Annotated in this window: 17 protein-coding genes; 8 read left to right on the top strand and 9 right to left on the bottom strand. The window is 45.4% G+C overall.

All coding sequences use genetic code 11. The features are described from left to right. Window positions 1–4 precede the first annotated feature (4 nt). Both pta and RT034_RS02785 read right to left on the bottom strand, forming a co-directional pair. Window positions 5–2,149: a phosphate acetyltransferase gene (gene pta, locus RT034_RS02790; protein WP_313013430.1), complete on the bottom strand. Its 2,145-nt coding sequence runs from the start codon at window positions 2,147–2,149 to the stop codon at window positions 5–7. A 64-nt stretch (window positions 2,150–2,213) separates the two neighbouring features. Further along, complete coding sequence (locus RT034_RS02785) at window positions 2,214–3,389, bottom strand: acetate/propionate family kinase (protein ID WP_224054306.1); 1,176 nt, start codon at window positions 3,387–3,389, stop codon at window positions 2,214–2,216. Between the two features lie 350 nt (window positions 3,390–3,739). Here RT034_RS02785 and lptM point away from each other — a divergent pair, with 350 nt between their 5' ends. The 4 genes from lptM to xerA all read left to right on the top strand — a co-directional run bounded on the left by lptM (window position 3,740) and on the right by xerA (window position 7,527). After that, entirely contained in the window at window positions 3,740–4,030 is a 291-nt protein-coding gene (gene lptM / locus RT034_RS02780) for an LPS translocon maturation chaperone LptM (RefSeq protein WP_313013419.1), read from the top strand. Then, complete coding sequence (lysA, locus tag RT034_RS02775; protein ID WP_409566286.1) at window positions 4,020–5,327, top strand: diaminopimelate decarboxylase; 1,308 nt, start codon at window positions 4,020–4,022, stop codon at window positions 5,325–5,327. The genes lptM and lysA overlap by 11 nt, the downstream gene beginning before the upstream one ends. A 205-nt stretch (window positions 5,328–5,532) precedes the next feature. Beyond that, window positions 5,533–6,465: a diaminopimelate epimerase gene (dapF, locus tag RT034_RS02770; protein ID WP_313013417.1), complete on the top strand. Its 933-nt coding sequence runs from the start codon at window positions 5,533–5,535 to the stop codon at window positions 6,463–6,465. A gap of 24 nt (window positions 6,466–6,489) precedes the next feature. Continuing rightward, window positions 6,490–7,527 (top strand): site-specific tyrosine recombinase/integron integrase, encoded by a 1,038-nt coding sequence (gene xerA / locus RT034_RS02765; RefSeq protein WP_312115478.1) that lies wholly within the window; start codon window positions 6,490–6,492, stop codon window positions 7,525–7,527. A gap of 88 nt (window positions 7,528–7,615) precedes the next feature. Here the strand turns inward: xerA and RT034_RS02760 are convergent, their stop codons facing one another. Both RT034_RS02760 and RT034_RS02755 read right to left on the bottom strand, forming a co-directional pair. Further along, window positions 7,616–8,074, bottom strand: coding sequence for a cyclic nucleotide-binding domain-containing protein (locus tag RT034_RS02760; RefSeq protein WP_313013414.1), 459 nt, complete (start codon window positions 8,072–8,074; stop codon window positions 7,616–7,618). A gap of 17 nt (window positions 8,075–8,091) precedes the next feature. Further along, window positions 8,092–9,129, bottom strand: coding sequence for a nitrilase-related carbon-nitrogen hydrolase (locus RT034_RS02755; RefSeq protein WP_313013411.1), 1,038 nt, complete (start codon window positions 9,127–9,129; stop codon window positions 8,092–8,094). A 232-nt stretch (window positions 9,130–9,361) separates the two neighbouring features. On the opposite strand from RT034_RS02755, the gene rpoN reads away from it, so the two are divergent. Together rpoN and RT034_RS02745 are read left to right on the top strand one after the other, a co-directional pair. After that, on the top strand, window positions 9,362–11,161 hold the full coding sequence (gene rpoN / locus RT034_RS02750; protein WP_313013409.1) for an RNA polymerase factor sigma-54: 1,800 nt from the start codon (window positions 9,362–9,364) through the stop codon (window positions 11,159–11,161). Window positions 11,162–11,444: 283 nt separating this feature from the next. Then, window positions 11,445–12,683, top strand: coding sequence for a cation:proton antiporter (locus tag RT034_RS02745; RefSeq protein ID WP_313013406.1), 1,239 nt, complete (start codon window positions 11,445–11,447; stop codon window positions 12,681–12,683). A gap of 56 nt (window positions 12,684–12,739) precedes the next feature. Here RT034_RS02745 and thiS read toward each other — a convergent pair whose 3' ends face one another. From thiS to RT034_RS02725, 4 genes are all read right to left on the bottom strand, one after another. Then, window positions 12,740–12,940 (bottom strand): sulfur carrier protein ThiS, encoded by a 201-nt coding sequence (thiS, locus tag RT034_RS02740; protein WP_188874734.1) that lies wholly within the window; start codon window positions 12,938–12,940, stop codon window positions 12,740–12,742. Window positions 12,941–12,987: 47 nt separating this feature from the next. Then, window positions 12,988–13,356 (bottom strand): DUF423 domain-containing protein, encoded by a 369-nt coding sequence (locus tag RT034_RS02735; RefSeq protein ID WP_144918116.1) that lies wholly within the window; start codon window positions 13,354–13,356, stop codon window positions 12,988–12,990. Window positions 13,357–13,361: 5 nt separating this feature from the next. Beyond that, window positions 13,362–14,543 carry an RNA polymerase sigma factor RpoH gene (gene rpoH, locus RT034_RS02730; RefSeq protein ID WP_313013400.1) on the bottom strand — a complete coding sequence of 394 codons (1,182 nt, stop codon included), beginning with the start codon at window positions 14,541–14,543 and terminating at the stop codon, window positions 13,362–13,364. 74 nt (window positions 14,544–14,617) lie between these two features. Beyond that, complete coding sequence (locus RT034_RS02725) at window positions 14,618–14,980, bottom strand: sulfurtransferase TusA family protein (RefSeq protein WP_313013399.1); 363 nt, start codon at window positions 14,978–14,980, stop codon at window positions 14,618–14,620. Window positions 14,981–15,267: 287 nt separating this feature from the next. Between RT034_RS02725 and RT034_RS02720 the strand changes: the two genes are divergently transcribed. After that, window positions 15,268–16,887, top strand: a complete 1,620-nt coding sequence (locus RT034_RS02720; protein WP_313013396.1) for a M48 family metalloprotease — start codon at window positions 15,268–15,270, stop codon at window positions 16,885–16,887. Window positions 16,888–16,890: 3 nt separating this feature from the next. On the opposite strand, the gene yihA is transcribed toward RT034_RS02720, so the two are convergent. Next, window positions 16,891–17,592 carry a ribosome biogenesis GTP-binding protein YihA/YsxC gene (gene yihA, locus RT034_RS02715; RefSeq protein ID WP_313013392.1) on the bottom strand — a complete coding sequence of 234 codons (702 nt, stop codon included), beginning with the start codon at window positions 17,590–17,592 and terminating at the stop codon, window positions 16,891–16,893. Window positions 17,593–18,081: 489 nt separating this feature from the next. On the opposite strand from yihA, the gene RT034_RS02710 reads away from it, so the two are divergent. Further along, window positions 18,082–18,750 (top strand): c-type cytochrome, encoded by a 669-nt coding sequence (locus RT034_RS02710; RefSeq protein ID WP_313013389.1) that lies wholly within the window; start codon window positions 18,082–18,084, stop codon window positions 18,748–18,750. Window positions 18,751–18,921: the final 171 nt, after the last annotated feature.

Below are 18,921 nucleotides of genomic sequence, written 5' to 3'. Positions count from 1 at the left end.
ACGCTTAAAATTCACCGCTATCGGCTTGAACGGCTGTGAGCGCAATGGTATAGACAATATCTTCAACCAAGGCGCCACGCGACAAATCATTTACAGGCTTGTTGAGCCCTTGCAGCATAGGACCGACGCTCACCACGTTGGCAGAGCGCTGCACCGCTTTATAGGTGGTATTGCCAGTGTTCAAATCTGGGAAGATAAACACATTGGCTTGACCTGCCACCAACGAGTTTGGCGCTTTTGATTTTGCCACGCTTGCGACACTGGCAGCGTCATATTGTAACGGACCATCAATGAGCAAATCAGGCGCTTTGGCTTTGGCGATTTCGGTGGCTTGACGCACTTTATCCACGTCTGCGCCTTCACCTGATGAACCCGTCGAGTAACTAATCATGGCAACTTTGGGTTCGATACCAAACGCTTTGGCAGATTGGGCGGATTGTAGGGCGATTTCAGCCAGCTGTTCTGCGCTAGGGTCTGGGTTGATGGCACAGTCACCATATACCACCACTTGCTCAGGCAGTAGCATGAAGAAAATCGACGATACCAGCGAGTACTGCGGCGCTGTTTTAATTAACTGAAACGCCGGGCGGACAGTATTGGCGGTGGTATGCACGGCGCCAGATACCAGACCATCGACTTCACCCAAGTGTAGCATCATCGTACCCAGCACGACGGTGTCTTTGAGCTGTTCATGGGCTTGCAGTTCATCGAGTTTGCCTTTACGGCGCTCAACCATCGGTTTGACGTACTTGTCAATCAAGCTTTCTGGGTTAAGAATCTGCAGGCCTTCAGGTAGGATGAGCCCCAAGTTCTTGGCAACCTCTTCGACCTCACTGCGTTTGGCAAGTAAGATACAATGGGCAATACCACGAGTTTGACAGATGACCGCCGCTTCAACGGTACGGGGCTCATTGCCCTCAGGCAGTACGATGGTTTTTTTGGCAGCTTGGGCTTTTTTGACCAAGGTATGACGAAAAGCCGAAGGGGAGAGTTTGCGGTTGTTGTTACCTTGACTAAAAGTGGTTTTGATCCAGTCCAAATCCAAATGTGCGGCGACAAAATCGGTGACTTCACTGGCGCGAGTGGTGTCATCGGCGGGGATTTCATGGCTGATATGGTTAAGTTTGGTGACAGTATCAAAGCTGTCAGTATCAACCAGCATCACAGGAATCCCCGTTTTTAGCGCGGGGCGACACAGATTGATAATCTTTTGGTTCGGCACGATACCGCCTGTCAGAATAAGACCTGCTAGCGGTACACCATTCATGGTGCTAAGCGCAGTTGCCAAAATCAAATCGTCACGGTCGCCTGCCGTCACCAGTAAGTTGCCACGGGTGAAAGAATCTTCAATATTAGCAACAGTACGCGCAACCAGTAAGGTATTAAGCACACGGCGGTTTTTGGCGTCACCTTCATTGAGCCATTTGGCATCAAGCTCACGAGCCACATCCCAGGTACGGGGGACACTTAAGGTATTGCTAAAAGGCACCACGCCAATCAAGCGAAATTTATCGGAGTCAAAATAAGGGGAGTGGGATTTAATCGCCTGTAACTGCTCAGCTGCCAAATCAACTTTGGCTTTACCAGGCGCGACGGGTGCTTCATCATAATGGTTGTACACGTTTTTGACGCGCATTAAAATCGTGCCTAACGTGCGCTCGCTTGCCATGCCGCCAAAATCACGGGCAAAAATATCTAACTTGTCTACCAAACTATCAGGGTTTGCAATATCGCCACTACTGACCAAGATGACTTTGGCATCTAGTGCATTGACGATGGCTAAATTCACCAATTCTGCATAACTTGAATCATTGTCGGCAGCCAGACCTTCACACACGATAACGTCATATTGCTCAGCCAATGCTTGGTGTTTGGCAACCACTTCTTCCATCAAGTCATCCAACTGACCATCCCCAATCACCCGCTCTAAGCGGCTACGGTCAATGGATGTTGGCGGGTTTAAGTTAAAGGCATGTTTTGCAAGCACGCTTGAGCTGTCATCACTCTCATGATTGGCGGTGGTATTTTGGCTAAAAGGTTTTAAAAATCCTGCTTTTAGCCCGATATAATCCAGTGCACGGATAAAACCCAAACAAGCTGAGGTCAAGCCAATGCCGCTACTGGTAGGCACAAATAAAATAGTTTGCATGATAGTTCCTATTTGTTATTTTATTCAAACTAAAAACCCTGATGGGTCATCAGGGTGAGAGGGGTTATAAACCTAAGACTTCTTTGGTTTCTTTGGCGATTTGGTATTCTTCATCGGTCGGAATCACCCACAATTGCAGTTGGCTGTCGGCTTGGTGGAAACTGCCTTCTACGCCACGAGAGAGCTCGGCATTCTTATCAAGGTTCGCTTTGATGCCAAAATGCGGCAAGTTTTGTAAGATTTTTTGGCGAATGGAGGCGCTGTTTTCACCGATACCACCGGTAAATACCAAACCAGTAAAGGTCGGTAATGCACAGCTGAGTGAGGCGATATAACGGGCTGCTTTATAACAGAAAATTTCGATGGCAAGTTTGGCATCTTCGTTGCCTTCGTTGGCGGCTTGCTCCACCGTGCGCATATCACTTGAGATACCTGAAATGCCCAACAACCCGCTTTGTTTATTTAAAATTGTATCAATTTGGTCAAGGCTATAGCCCAAAATACGGTGTAAGTGAATATGCAAACTTGGGTCAACATCACCACTGCGCGTACCCATGACCACGCCTTCAAGCGGGGTCAGACCCATGCTAGTGTCCAAGCTTTTGCCATCATACACAGCGGTTAACGAGCAACCATTGCCCAAATGCACGGTAATCCAACCATTGGCTTGGTCATGAGGGGCTAGGCTGTCAGCGCGGTGGCTGACATAGGCGTGTGAGCTACCATGAAAGCCATAGCGACGGATATAATGCTCATTGTACAAATCTTTTGGAATGGCGTAGCGGTAGGCTTTGGCGGGCATGGTTTGGTGAAAGGCGGTATCAAACACGACCACTTGCGGTAAATCTGGGTAGATTTTTTCCACCGCTTCAATACCTAAGGCATGGGCGGGGTTATGCAGTGGTGCCAATACTTTTAGCCGTTTGACTTCCGCCAAGACATGGTCATTGACTTTTTCAGCATGAGAAAACTCACGTCCGCCATGGACCACACGGTGACCCACGGCAACGGGTTTGTAAGCTGCTAATAAACCTAATATTTTTTGCAGCGCCCATTGGTGATTGGCGCCTGCCAAAGAGATTTCGACTTTTTCCCCATTGAGGTCGGTGTGTTTGATACGCGCCGTATCTAAGCCCAAGTTTTCTGCAAGACCGGCAACGCGCTCGCTGCTGTCATTGCTTAATAACGCGTATTTGATTGATGAAGACCCACAATTAAGTACTAAGATCGGATTTTGCATGGCTGTTCCTTTAGACAAGATCTTGTGCATTCCTTGCAACAAGCCCCTTCCTAACTGGATTAAATTTTAAGCTATCCTTGCCTTAAGTAATTTATTGTAAATTAAAAAAAATGTATTGTGGTAATTTTTTGCCAAATTTTTGTTGTCATCACTATAGCGAAAAAGCATACCACAACAATGAGGGTGTCAACAAAATGAAAAATTAACAAAAATCATCGATTTAACGCTCATCTTTAGTAAGGTGAGAAATAAGGTGAGATAATTGCTTATAAAACGCAAAAAAAGCTACAATAACCCTATCGCAAATTCTATTTTTACACTTATTTTTTTTCTTAAAATTAAGGGCATTCATGCAAATTTCAAAACTATCCCCAACAATCGCCGTGCTGACGGTGATGTTGGCAACCAATGTGCTGACAGGATGTGGGCAAAAAGGGGCATTGTACCTACCCAGCAAAAATAGCCAACAAGTAGTCGATGCGGCTGCCAAACCGACCAGCACCACTGCCAATGCCTCTGATACCAAAGTTGATGTCAACATCCAAGACCCCAACGTCATGATCGACAATAACGCAACATCAGCGCCTCACTCAGCGACTACGCCATCTGTGCCATCGGTTGGAGGTAAAAATGATTACTGATGATGCAGCCGCAAGCTTAGCGATCAACCCGACCGAACACGTCAAGTCAATCAACTGTCTGAGTTATGATGGCACTGCCTTGATGATGGATGGCGTCAGTCTTGCAGATATCGCAAAGACCGTTGGCACACCGACCTATGTGTATAGTCAGCAGGCGATTTTGGCAGCTTATAAAGCTTATGATGATAGTTTTGCTGAGATTGACCATCAGATTTGTTATGCGGTAAAAGCCAATAGTAATCTTGCGGTATTAAACGAACTTGCCAAAGCAGGGTCAGGGTTTGATATCGTCACAGGGGGCGAGCTTGCGCGGGTTTTGGCTGCGGGCGGCGACCCCAAAAAAATCGTATTTTCAGGACTTGGCAAAACCGCCGAAGATATCCGCAGTGCCCTTGAAGTAGGGATTGCTTGCTTTAATGTCGAGTCAGAAGCCGAGCTGTACCGTATCAATGCAGTGGCAGGCAAACTACAGCAGCAAGCGCCAATTTCGCTACGCGTCAATCCCAATGTCGACGCGCAAACCCATCCATATATCTCCACAGGGCTCAAAGAAAATAAATTCGGCATTACCCATGAAGATGCGCCCCGTATCTACCAAATTGCCCATGACCTACCGCACCTAAAAGTTGTCGGTATTGATTGCCATATTGGCTCGCAGTTGACCCAAGTTCAGCCCTTTATGGATGCATTGGACAAAGTCATTGAGATGATTCACGCACTTGCCAAGCAAGGTATTGCGCTTGAGCATATTGATTTGGGCGGTGGCTTGGGTGTGCAGTATATTGACGAAGACGTTGCAAGTATTGAAGAATTTGCGCAGTTACTCTTACCCAAACTGAAAACTTTAGGCTTAACCCTCTATCTAGAGCCAGGCCGTAGTATCGTTGCCAATGCAGGCGTATTGTTGACCCGCGTGGATATTTTGAAACCTACCGAACACAAAAATTTTGCCATTGTCGATGCCGCGATGAATGATTTGATTCGTCCGGCACTTTATCAGTCAGAGATGGCGGTCATTCCCACACAGTTGAACTCACCGGTTGAAGCCAAAGTTTGGGATATGGTCGGGGCAATTTGTGAGACAGGCGATTTTTTGGCAAAAAACCGTGTGTTAGCATTGGCTGACAATGATATCTTAGCCATCACAGGCGCAGGGGCATATGGGTTTGTAATGTCGAGCAATTACAATAGCCGCCCACGTGCTTATGAAATCTTGGTCAAAGAGGGTCACGCCCATGTCATTCGCGAGCGTGAAACGGTTGAGAGCCTTTGGCAAAACGAAAAATTGGTAGATTAAATCTATCCTGTAAGGTTTGCTGGCAACGCTAGGCCTTATTTGTCCCGCTGAGCCCAAAACCTTAGCCACTGAAACCAAAACCTTAGCAACCGAGCCCAAATTTGCTTGACTTGCTAAGGTTTTTTTGTTCCCCAATTACCTTATAAAAAATTAGCTATCATGATAAGATAGCGTGTATAAATCAAAATAATTTTAAGGAATAACAATGTTAATTGAATTTACCAAAATGCATGGACTGGGGAATGACTTTATGGTCATTGACCTGGTCACACAGCGGCTTCACTTGACCAAAGAGTTGGTAGCGTTGTTAGGGGATAGACACTTAGGCATTGGCTTTGACCAGTTGCTGATTGTTGAGCCGCCAAGCCGCCCTGATGTCGATTTTCGCTATCGTATTTTTAACAAAGATGGCAGTGAAGTGCAGCAATGCGGCAATGGCGCTAGATGTTTTGCCCGTTTTGTACAAGCGCGTAAATTGTCATTTAAACAGCGTATTCGGGTGGAAACCGCCAGCGGTATTATCATCCTTAGCACCGATGATTATGGCTGGGTAAAAGTGGATATGGGTAAACCAAAATTTGAGCCCGATGAGATTCCTTTTACCCCCAAAACCATTACTAAAGTTCAAAATTCTTATCGGCTCAATGTGGATGGTACGCCTGTGACACTCTATGTGGCAAATATGGGCAATCCCCATGCCGTCATCAAAGTGGATGATGTATTGACCGCCGAGGTGGAAAAACTCGGTAAAGCGATTGAGAGCCACCCTGCATTTCCTGAGCGTGTCAATGTGGGGTTTATGCAGGTAATGAATAATCGCCATATCAGGCTACGCGTCTATGAGCGTGGCGTGGGCGAAACGCAAGCTTGTGGTACGGGCGCGTGCGCTGCCGTTGCGACTGGGGTGCGTGAAGGCTGGCTAGATGAAGGCGTGGATATTCGCGCCCAGTTGTATGGTGGCAGTTTGGCGATTCGTTGGCAAGAAGGCTATCCTGTGTATATGACTGGTCCTGCGACCTTTGTGTACGAAGGGGTGTTTAGTCCTGAGGGTTTGATGGCAGGTGCGGGGCTGAAATTTGCGCCAGCACAATCAAGTGAGGAACATCGCTCAGACGAGGGACATCCTTACCATGAATAGCCTCCAACCTCGCTAACCGACACTATGCCAACTAGCCGTAGCCTAAGCCAAGGCAAAAATAGTCAAGGGAAAAATCAGCGCAACCGTGTAGGCAAATCAGCAAACGATGATTTGCCCACCCACTTAACGCCGCATGCGGCAGAAGCTGTGCTCAACACCGATGACCAAGCTTTAGTAGATCGCTGGCTTGCTGAGCTAAGCAGTAAGCGTTATAGCGCAGCGACCATCAAAAGCTACCGCCAAGCGCTACAGCCTTTTTTGGCGTATTGCTATGAACAACATACCGAGCTTTGTCACATCACCCGTCAGCAGTTGTCAGACTTCCTAATTCAACGATTGGATGTTGATAAAATATCCAAATCCAGTAGTCAATATGAACTAACCGTGTTGCGTCAACTTTATAAATGGTTGATTGCTCAGCAGCTGATGACACTAAATCCCACCACAACCATACGTCTCAAACGCGCCCCGAGACCCTTGCCCACGTTACTTGATATCGATGTATTATCCCAGTTATTAGACCAAGCTGCGCCAGAAGATAGCCATGAAGCGCGGCTATGGATTCGCGATAAAGCCATGCTAGAATTGCTGTATGGCAGTGGTTTACGGGTCGGCGAGCTAGTAGGACTTAATATGTCTGATATCGACAAATCACAGCGGCTGTTGCGAGTACTGGGTAAAGGTGGAAAAACGCGCATCGTACCGATTGGCGAAAAAGCCTGGCAGGCACTCATCAACTATTTGCCGCATCGCTCGCTATGGGTGGAAGAGCAAGACCCTGCGGTATTTGTCAGTGAGCGTTATGGGACGCGTATCTCAACACGCACCGTGCAGCTGCGTATCAAGCTACAGGCCAAACGTGCCGGTATCGCACAAGATTTATACCCGCATTTGCTGAGACACTGTTTTGCGTCACATATTTTAAGTGATAGTGGTGATTTGCGTGGTGTTCAAGAATTGCTAGGACACAGTGATATCAGTACCACACAGATTTATACCCATTTGGATTTTGGGCATTTATCGCAAGTATATGACAAAGCACATCCCCGCTCACGGCGATAGCTCACGACGATAACAGGCAGGTTAAGCAGTAATATTAAACATGAAAAAAATATTAAGCTTAAGCCTAGCCACATCAGTCTTAGCCATCTTAAGCATTTACCGCGCGGGTCAAATGCTCAGAAGTACGGCGAAGATTAAGGCTCAAGATAATCGCTAAGCCACGCAGCATCTCAACACCGATACGAGGATAATCTGATAACAGTCGCTCAAAGTCAGCGCGGGACAAGGTGACAAGCGCACACAGGCTGGCGGCTTTAATGGTGGCCGAGCGAGATAGTAAATCTAACAGTGCCATTTCACCGGTACTTTCGCCCGCCCTAATCTCGCCAACTTTAATTTCTGCCCCTGAAGGGCTGTATTTAATGACTGATAGCTCCCCAATCAGCAAAAACGCCATAAAATCGCCATGCTCGCCTTCCGTAAATAATACTTCTTGCGGACTCAACTGTTTAAAATGCAATGAGTTCTCGACCACTTGAAACATATAAGGATCAAGACGGCTAAAGATTGGACTATTCTTTAAATATTCAAAAAGTGGATTATCCATTTTTCGCTTACGGATCGTTAGGTATTATTTGCTATGATAGTCAATTTTTGACATTCGAGCAACGCAATATTCTGCCGAGTTATTTGCTGCGCATCCGCATCAAAGTCGGCAAAAATCACGCTCGGGGCTTGCTGTAATAGGGTTGTTTTATTAGTATTTTGGTCAGCATTTTTGTCAAGCTGTTGGCGACTATCTGACGCAGCCAGCCAGCTTGCCGCTTTGGCAGATAAAGGTAAATGCGCTAAATTGTTAGTGATATCGAAATCTCGGGTTGCTGCATCATTTGCTATGTCGTTTGCTGCGTCGATTTTTTGGGTGAAAACGCTCTCACCATCACTGCGGATAAATTCGCTATGCCCCCAAGTGCTACGAACGTTGCTAGGCGCTGAGGGATTGACCACATGGTCACCTGTTTGACCTGCGCCAATAACCATGCACTGACTATCGAGCGCCCTTGCGGTGAGTAGGGCGTGCCAATGTGCTTTACCTGTTTGGTAAGTAAACGCCGAAGGCGCGGTCAATATATCTGCACCTAGTTCGCGTAGTTTGACTGCAAGGGTGGGGAAGCGAATATCAAAACATACCATCATGCCGACTTTGCCAAACTCGGTATCCGCCAAAATCAGCTCATTACCGGCTTCGAAGGTTCTACCTTCATCATAGTTGCCTGTGCTATCATTGACGGTAGCTTTGAACAAATGAATTTTGTCATAGCGCGCTAAGCAATCGCCTGCAGGATCAAATAATAGTGAGCTTTGCCGAAGTTTGCCGTCAGCCACAGGCGTACCGTCAGGTCGATACGGGCAGGGCAAGGTTCCTGCCAGTAGATACACACCATAGTGACTGGCAGCCTGTGCCGACCAAGCTTTTAAGGCGTCAAAATATTGACTGGCAAAACCCTGTTTGCCAAAACAAAAAGCGTTTTCTGGCAAAATCACCATGCGGGTGCCGCGTTCACTGGCAATTTTAATACCTAATTCAATAGATTGAAGATTTGCTAAAATATCGGTCTGGCTATTGAGTTCAACAATCGCAAATTTTGTCAGTTTTGTCATGGTGTGATTTCGTAAGCAAAAAATTTAGGGAGTTTGTGGGTGCTGCAGCTAAGTAAAGTTAAGCTAAGCACAGTTAAGCTAAGTGCAGATAATTAATATACGGCTGAATGTCAAAAAATACTAGCATATCTTGTTGAAACAATACTAAACTAGCAACCTAGCAGAGCATGAACACACCATAGACACACCATCTAAAACAACCTCATTAGAATAAGGCTTAAAAAAACGCGTTATGAAAATTGGTATTGGGGCAAAGCTAACGACGGGGATGACACTCACCCCACAAATGCAGCAGGCAATTCGCTTGCTGCAATTATCGAGTCTTGAACTTGAACAAGAAGTGCAGCTTAAACTCGATAGCAACCCACTGCTTGAGCGTGAAGAAGAGTGGGAGACGTCTTATGAAGACGCTGATAACCTACCCGATGGCGAAAACTATCCCGAACAAGACATGGATAACGACTATGACTATGACTATGACTATGACGATGATGACTATCAAGTAGAAGGTGTTGAGTTGTCTGAAGTTGATTTGGATGACTATAACCGCCATGAAACTGAGGGGTTGGAAGATTATCTAGCGTCGGATGATTTTTATCCTGCTTCTGCTAGCCAAGATTATCCCGAGCACAGTGAACCCTCGGCAGTGCATGAGTATGCAAGTCATAGTCCAAGTGATAGTTATGGGGACAACAATAACAATAGGGACAGTTATGCAGACAGCGATTACCGCTATGATGAGGAATTTGGCTTAGACGGCATTGATAGTAGCGAGCATCTTAGCAGCCAGCAAATCGATATGCCTGTGGATGCACAGTGGGATGATATTTATAGCTATGAATCTTCGGCAGCCACGGGCATTGATAGCGAAGACAGTCAGGATGATTATAAACTTGCTACGCAAGGAAATATTCAAGATTATGTCCGTTGGCAACTGAATTTAAGACGACTCTCCACCATTGATATGCTGATGGCGGAGTATCTGATTGATAGCATGGACGAGCGCGGTTTTATCACCTTATCAAATGATGAACTATTTCAAAGTTTTGATACCATGTTGTCATTTTATCAAGTTGAAAACGTGGACTTGGCGCTTGAAGACATTGAGCTTGTGGTTAAGCAAATACAAAACTGCGAGCCACTGGGCGTTGGCGCGAGAAATTTGGCAGAATGCTTGCTGATTCAGCTCAATAAATTGCCGAGTGATACCCCCTCTTGGCAAGCAGCCAAGCAAATCTTGATGCATTCAGAGTTTTTTGCCAACAATAACATCAATGCACTGCTTAAATCATCCAATCTTGATGTCTCTGAGATTCAGCCTGCGCTTGCCTTATTGCGCACATTAAACCCCAATCCTGCACTGTCTTATGAAAAATCACAGCGCCAGCTAGATAAAGGCATTGAAAGCTACGACATTCCTGATGTCATTGTGGTGCAGCGAGGGCAGCATTGGGAAGTCAGCCTAAACCCAGAAACCTTGCCAAAACTGCGTATTAACCAAGTGTATGCCAAGCTTGTCAATCGCAATGACAACAGCGAGCAAGGCGTTTATCTAAAAGAGCAGCTGTATGATGCGCGGCTGTTTATCCGTAGTATCGAAGAGCGTAATCAAAATCTCCTAAAAGTTGCAACTTGTATCGTCAAACGTCAGCAGGCTTTTTTTGAGCAAGGCGTCATGGCAATGCAGCCGATGGTACTCAAAGATGTGGCAGATGAAGTGGGTTTGCATGAGTCAACCGTTTCTCGTATCACTACTAGCAAAACCATCGTTACCCCCAAAGGGCTATTTAGCCTAAAATATTTCTTTTCCAGTCAAGTCAGTAGTGATGAGGGGGAAGGCGTTTCTTCGACCGCTATCAGTGCGATGATCAAGCAAATGATTGAAGCAGAAGATCCCAAAAAACCGCTATCTGATAGTAGTATTATGAAGAACCTGCAAGATAAAGGTATTGATATTGCCCGCCGTACCGTGACCAAATACCGAGAAGGTATGAACATCGGTTCTTCCACGCAGCGTAAAGTGCGGTTTTGACCGCAATGTTGTGATTAGAGGGTCAGTCAAAATCTTTTCTAGCTGAATTCTCAAATTTAACTAAGCCGTCAAATATAACTAAATTTTCAAATATAACTCAGCTTTTAAATTTAACTGAATTTTCAAATTTAACTCAACTCTTGAACTGTTAACAAATCTCTTGGTATTTTGCTAAACAGCAATGGTTGATGGCATGCCTACCTTTTTGCATAATGGATTCATAAGGGATAAACCTTTTACGCAGTAACATGGCTCTTTTAGCAACTTATCTTGGTACACAGGTATGCTTGAACACTATAATTTGATTTTACTTTTTTTAGGGTTGGCGTTTTTAATCGGGGCATTCTTTCCTATGCTACCGCGCAAGCTTTCGATATCCCTACCTATGATACAAATTACCTTTGGCGCACTGCTAGGGTATTTTTTTATGGGGCTGCCTAGAATTAATCCGCTTAATTATGGCGTTCCTATCGAGAAAGTTACAGAAGTGGTGGTGCTGATTTCGTTGGTTGGTTGTGGTATCAAACTCGATAGTCCGCTCAATTGGAAAACGTGGCAACCGACCTTAAGGCTGTTGGTGATTGTGATGCCAGTTGGTATCGCCGCGATGGCATTGATGGGACATTACATTTTTGGACTCAGTATGGCGGCGGCTATTTTGCTCGGTGCGGTGCTAGCGCCAACCGACCCTGTATTAGCGGCAAGCATCCAAGTCGGTCCACCCAATTCCGAACGACAAGAAGATGTGACCCGATTTACTCTCACCTCTGAGGCAGGTCTCAATGATGGACTGGCATTTCCGTTTGTCTATTTAGCGATAGCCATTGCTACCGCTGCGTCTCTCAATCAAGGTTTTGGTGCAGAAGATTGGCTGCATTGGTTGGGCTATGATGTGTTATGGCGAATCATTGCAGGGGTGGCGGCGGGTTACTGTGTCGGTAAGTTTTTGGCAAACTGGCTATTTACCAAGGCATATCCCGATAAAGTCGAGCAGAGTTATATGGTGTTAGCCTTGATGTTACTGGCTTATAGCATCACTGAGTTCGTGCATGGTTATGGTTTTATTGCGGTATTTGTCGCCGCGTTAACCCTTCGGCGCTCGGAATGTGAACATGAATATCATCAAGGCTTGCATGATTTTGCTGAGCAAATTGAAGGTTTGCTGATGTCGCTCGTGATGGTATTTTTGGGACTGCTAGTGGGTCAAGCATTAGCGAGTGATGTTACCCTTAGCTGGCAAGTGTATGTGGTATGTTTGGCGTTTATATTTTTGATACGTCCCATCGTGGGTTATTTTAGCCTAGGTAAAATGGGAATGAGTCGCAACGAACGCTGGGTAACGGCAGGACTGGGCATTCGCGGGATTGGTACATTGTATTATATCGCCTATGCGATGAATAAAGGCGTATTTACCAGTGATGAAGCGCTAAAAATTTGGGTGATTTGTGTGGTAATGATTGCAATGTCAGTGTTTTTACACGGGCTAACCGCCAATCGTTTATTAGCCATGACCAAAAATTAGTGCAACGCAAAAATAAAAAAGCGGGTAACTTACCCGCTTTTTTTACGCTGATATGATTAGCCACCACCCACCGCTTGCACCACTTCAATGTTCATACCATCTTGCAAGGTGACATTTGCCAATTGGCTTTTTGGAACCAATTCACCGTTGATTTCAACAGCAAAACGACCTTGGGTTTGCCCCATTTCATCCAATAGTTGTAAGAGGTTTTGATGTAACGTTTGTTTGACGTCACCATTTAAAGTCACTTGTGGCATTATTTCGCTTCCTGTTTTGTTACGCTCTCTGTCATGGTTAAATAGGGTTAAACTGATGAGGTGTGCTTAGCAACACTGATAGCAAGCCAAATCCATGCAATAATAAACAGCGTGCCGCCAATCGGAGTAACGGCGCCCAACCAACGTGGCATCCCCAAAGCCATCAAGTACAGCGAGCCTGTAAAAAGCACAATACCCAGTTGCATCACCCACGCGATAGTAGGCGATGTGAGGTTTATACGCAATAACATACCAACAATCAACAACCCAAGCGCGTGATAAAAAAAGTATTGTGTACCCGTTTGCCACCAAGCCATCTGCTCGGCTGACAAACGCGGTTTAAGTCCATGTGCGGCAAACGCCCCACAGGCGACCGCCACTGCCATATTTATCGCCCCAATACTTAGCCAGTTCATGACAGTTAATCCAACTGCAAATGGGTATTGGCTAGCATGGCTTCTTTGATTTTATCCATGGCATTTTTTTCAATTTGGCGTACCCGTTCCGCTGAAATATTGTACTCTGCCGCCAACTCGTGCAAGGTCGCTTTTTGCTCATTGAGCCAGCGCTGCTGTACGATATCCCGCGAACGATCGTCTAAGTCTTCCATCGCTTCCATCAAGGCTGAATTGTTATTTTCTTCCCAATCAGCATCTTCTACCATATCGGCTGGGTCAGCCGCATCTTCTAAAAAATACTGCGGTGCATAGCGACCTTCGTCTTCATCATCACTTTGTGCTTCAAACGATGCATCATACGAAGTCAGCCGGCTTTCCATCTCTAATACTTGTTTGACGGTAACATTTAAGTCTTTGGCAATCGCTTCGGCTTCTTCCAGCGTTAACTGGTTATTGGTTTTTTTCAGTGAGCGTAAGTTAAAAAATAGCTTGCGGTGCGCTTTGGTGGTCGCGACTTTGACGATACGCCAGTTGCGAATCACAAACTCATGGATTTCAGCTTTGATCCAATGTACGGCAAAAGATACCAAACGTACGCCTTTGTTTGGGTCAAAACGTTTCACCGCTTTCATCAAGCCGACATTGCCTTCTTGAATCAAGTCACCTTGTGGCAAGCCATAGCCAGAGTAACTGCGCGCAATGTGAATCACAAATCGCAGATGCGACATAACCAGCAGCCGAGCCGCTTCTACATCCCCTTCATCGGTATAGCGATGCGCTAGCTCCTGTTCTTGTTCTGCCGTTAAAATAGGAATTTGATGAACCGCGTTGATATACGCGCCTAAATTCACTCCAGGGGCAGATAACGCAGTCGGCATGGTAGGAACAAGGGCATTGGTCATGGCTTTCTTTTGACGGGGTCGCGATGCAGTCTTTCGTGGTTTTTCAGCAAACTCATCGTCATAGTCGTCATCAGCCTCATCCACTAATTCATCATAGTCATCATAACTATCAGGGAGCTGTGTAAGGTCGATATCGTCGTCACCTAAGCTATCAAAGTCTGGCTCGTCAAATTCATCGCGTTCGTCATCGTCGATGTCATCAAAGACAGCGTGTGGATCGCCACCCAGCTTATCGTCAAGCTTGGTCGATTTTTTTGCGTTGGCAGTCTTTTTTATTGTCGTTGTTTTGGTCTTTGTAGCCATGAAATAGCCTGTCAATTGTCCTTTAATTTCTGTTATTTAGTATGCCTTAAAGCCAGCTTTTTTGTAAGAGGCGTTTAGCAACTTTTGGTTATGATCGAGTGAAAGATTGTGTCTGTTGTATTTTCAGACGGTGTGATTGATGTCTGTTGCACCAGTGTATATCCGGCATGCTGACAAAAAGCTGCGATGTCACGCTTGCTGTTAGGATCGGTTGCGGTCACATACACCGCATGACCCAACGCGGTCTTTTTTAGTGCCATTTTAAGTTTAAGCAGCGGCATCGGGCAGGCGAGTCCTTTACCATCCACATAATGCTCAATTTGAGCATTGATGTTGAGATTGTTATGTTCGCCTGAGCGAAACAATCCCCAATCTTGGCAAAAGGCGTCATCCGATAGTAAGGCAGGATTTAGCGTAATCTGAGAAGAATCCGTCATGGTAATAAAATCGCTACTTGAAAATTCAAAGTGTGTTAGATGGTCATTATAGGCTAAATTACAAGTGCAGACGATTGAGATAAATCAAAGTTAGCATTATATTTTTGAAAATTTAAGCTTTATCATGCCCTTAGTGGTCGGTAGATTGTAGCAAGATATCATTACAAAATTTGGCTTTTTAAAGCTGCTGAAATTTGTATATTGAGCAGTATTATTTAGCATTTACCTTTTTTAAACACCATTTTTTTAAACATCATTCTAAGCTAATTCGCTGTCAAAGGTCGCGCATGCCCATCAATCCACTTACTAGTTATTTATCTGCTAGTTATTTATTTAGAAAAACGCCCGTAGTAGCTGTATTAAGTACCCTATCAACGGGCGTGCTTGCTGTCGATAGCTTCTCCTATCAAAGTGTGCCCACTTTTAATTCAGTCATGATTGCAAGTGCTGAGCCTACCCAAGTCAATGGCCAATTAGCCTCTATGGACAATGGGCAAGCGCTCATCGATACCGAGCAAAATCGCCAAGTCGGTGAGTGGGCACTTCGACAAATCAACGGCAATGCAGCGCTGATAAAAGACCCTTGGTTGCAGCAATCGCTTGAACAAATTGTGTGGCAAATCAATGCAGTAGCAGGTCTCAACGCACCCATGGGGCTAGTGATTATCAATGACAAGCAAATCAATGCCTTTGCGGTACCGTCTGGGCTTATCGGCATCAATGTCGGTTTGTTGGATAAAGCCAAAAGTCTGGATGAAATAGTGAGCGTCGTTGCGCATGAGATTGCTCATGTTAGCCAACGTCATTATCAACATCGCAACGATGAAAAAACCAAACAGCTACTGATGCAGGCAGGCGGTCTTTTGGCGGGCGTGGCAGCATCCAAAGTCGGAGATGGTGATGCCGCCGCTGCTGTTATGCTAGGCTCTCAAGCGATGTCTGCCAACGCTGCTGCTTCCTATAGCCGTGGTCAAGAGCGAGAAGCTGACCGTATAGGCATGCAAATCATGAACCAAGCAGGTTATGATGTCAATGCCATGCCCAGTTTCTTTGCCACCCTAGACCAACAAAACCCTGTCAAAAGTAACACCTTGATTCCCAGTTTTATTTTAAGCCATCCGCTCACCGCAGATAGAATCAGTGAAGCAAGGGCACGAGTCGTAACTTACAAGCGTGATAGCCAGGCTAATATGGCGTCAAACCGTTATCAACTTATTCAACAGCAGCGTGCGCAACTGTTTGAACAAATCCAGTGGCGTGCTCGCTACTATGGCTATCTAGTCAACAAAGCCGATTTGGAGCAAGGGGCAAAAACGAGTCAAGGTGCCAAGCTTGCGCTGATTAATTATTATCTCGATAACGGACAACCCAAAGCGGCACAAAGTTTAATGCAGGATTTTGACGAGGACATCAACACGCTCGCCAATCCCCTAGCAGTCGTGACATTTAGTCAATTAGCTGCGCAGCAAGGCAATGTCGATGTGGCAATCGCTAAATTGCAGCAACTCGCTTCTGTTTATCCTGAGCGCGCAGATGTGCCACGCTATCTGAGTGACATTTATTTAAAATATCGACCTACTGCAGAAAGTGGTCAAAAAGTATTAGCGCTGCTTCAACCCTTATCCAAGCAAAATCCCCGTGACGTCATGTTGTGGGATCGATTGCAGCAAGCCAGTCAACTAATCGCAAAACATCGTAGCGGTGATGAGCAACTGATTTATCGCATCAATACGTTACGCTATCGCGCGTATGGCGAGTTATGGCGCAATGAGCTAAAAGACGCGGTGACATCACTGACCCAAGCCAAATCGTTAGCAAAGCAGCTACCTAGTAACCAATCTTTGCTGGCACTGCTGAACCAGCAAATCAACCAAGTGCAAGACGCCAATCAGTTTAAACCATCTTAACCATTAGACGGCTAACGTAGGTTCATTATCCGTTGGCGCATCCTGCTCGGGTAGCGCCAACCAACTGGCAAGTTTTAGTGACAGTTCTTCGAGCCCAATTCTATCTTGGGCAGAAAATAATTGAATACTAAACGGCAATTTTAATTTATTAAGCTGATTGCGGGTTTGCTGTAGCGTGTTTTTGGCAGCGCCATATTTGAGCTTATCGGCTTTGGTTAATAGCACATGAACTTCGAGCTCACCGTCTTTTGCCCAGTGTAGCATTTGTTCATCAAAGAATTTTAGTGGATGGCGAATGTCTGTGAGCAGCACTAAACCAGCGAGACTTTTACGCGAAATTAGGTATTTTTCCAGCTCTGACTGCCATTCTTTTTTCATCGCCTCGGGCACGGCGGCATAGCCATACCCTGGCAAATCCACCAAACGCTGATCCAAATTGCCCATATTAAAAAAGTTAATCATTTGGGTGCGACCTGGGGTTTTGGAGGAGCGGGCTAACTGGCGCTGCTGGGTCAATGCATTAATGCAAGAAGACTTACCAGCATTTGAGCGGCCAGCAAAAGCAACTTCGCGACCCGTATCGGCAGGACACAGTTTGAAGGTAGGGGCAGACAGCATAAATTGGGTTTGATGCAACCAGCGTTTTGCCGCATCACTATCGTCAGTAATCGCAGTTGGCGCAAGGGTGTTAGTAAAATCCATCATCAGCACATAATCTTAATGTTAAAGCGCTATTGTATCAGCAAATACCCATAACCCAAAATTTTGAGCACTTGCTACCGCTGTTTTGTGAGATATTTTTTGTAGTGAAACCCGCTTGGCAACCTGCAAATGACTTTTACATGATTATCGAGATATGGCATAATAATCAGCCATATCAATTATTCGATTATGGTTTTAATCATCACTATCACTGTAATTGACAAAACCCTAGGTGTTTCAAAGTCATTAAGCTAACTTAAATGTCGTATTAGCCATATGATTAGCGTTCATTAGTAGGGTAGCCTACAAATTTTGCAGACAAGCGCATGGTTGTCTTGCTATAATATTGTAACTTAGTAGATACATTCACCAGTGTCAAAGCAATAAATATGTATGATGATAACTGGGTGTTGCTTTGATATTGTAAGCAATGCCTTTGTCGCTAGCTCATTGTGAGTCATAACCAACACGCTTTAGTAGGAATTGTTACCGATGAAAAAAATACTCACTGCCGCAAGCCTTTTAATTGCCAGCGTAAGCGGTTCTGCAGCTGTTACCGTACCAAAATATGACATTGCCAAAGGTAAGGTTATTGCTGAATCAGTTTGTGGTGCTTGTCATGGCGTCAATGGCGTTAGTACTGTTCCTGCACAGCCTAACCTTGGCGGACAAAACGTCAAGTATCTCTATAAACAGCTAACCGAATTCAAATCAGGCGCGCGTGTCAATCCTATCATGTCAGCGCAGGTGGCAAAATTAAATGACCAAGATCTGGCGAATGTTGCAGGTTATTATGCAAGCCAACCACGTTGGGGGGTAGGTTATGCCAATCCCGCTTACGCAGCAACGGCGCAAAAATTGTATTATGGTGGTAATAGCACACGCGGTGTGATTCCTTGTGCAGGCTGTCATGGTGGTAAAGCCAATGGTAACGATTTAGCCGCTTTTCCACGTATTGGGGGTCAGCATTCAGCCTATATCGCGACCCAATTAAAACTATTCCGTGCGGCAGGTCGTGAAGACGAGGTGACCGACCCATCACAAGTGCGTGTGAATGATGCCGCTAAAAAAGGCGATAAAGGCATGATGCAAATCGTGGCATCGAAATTATCAGACAATGATATCAAAGTATTGTCTGACTATATCAGCGGTCTACACTAGTATTTAGCGGTATATCATTTAGCCAAGCTTAGCGCTTGGCTTTTTTATTGTCTAAAACCAACCAAACCAATAGTAAATTTTATTGGCAAATTAACTGGTTAATAAAAGCTTAGGGGTAAAAAAAGAGCCACCGAAGTGACTCTTTTGTATGCTTATTAACGATTAATCGTT

Source organism: Moraxella sp. CTOTU48841 (assembly GCF_032061225.1).
GTDB classification, from domain to species: Bacteria; Pseudomonadota; Gammaproteobacteria; order Pseudomonadales; family Moraxellaceae; genus Faucicola; species Faucicola cinerea.
Note: the sequence above shows the minus strand (reverse complement) of the source record. Positions and strands in the feature narration are given on the sequence as shown.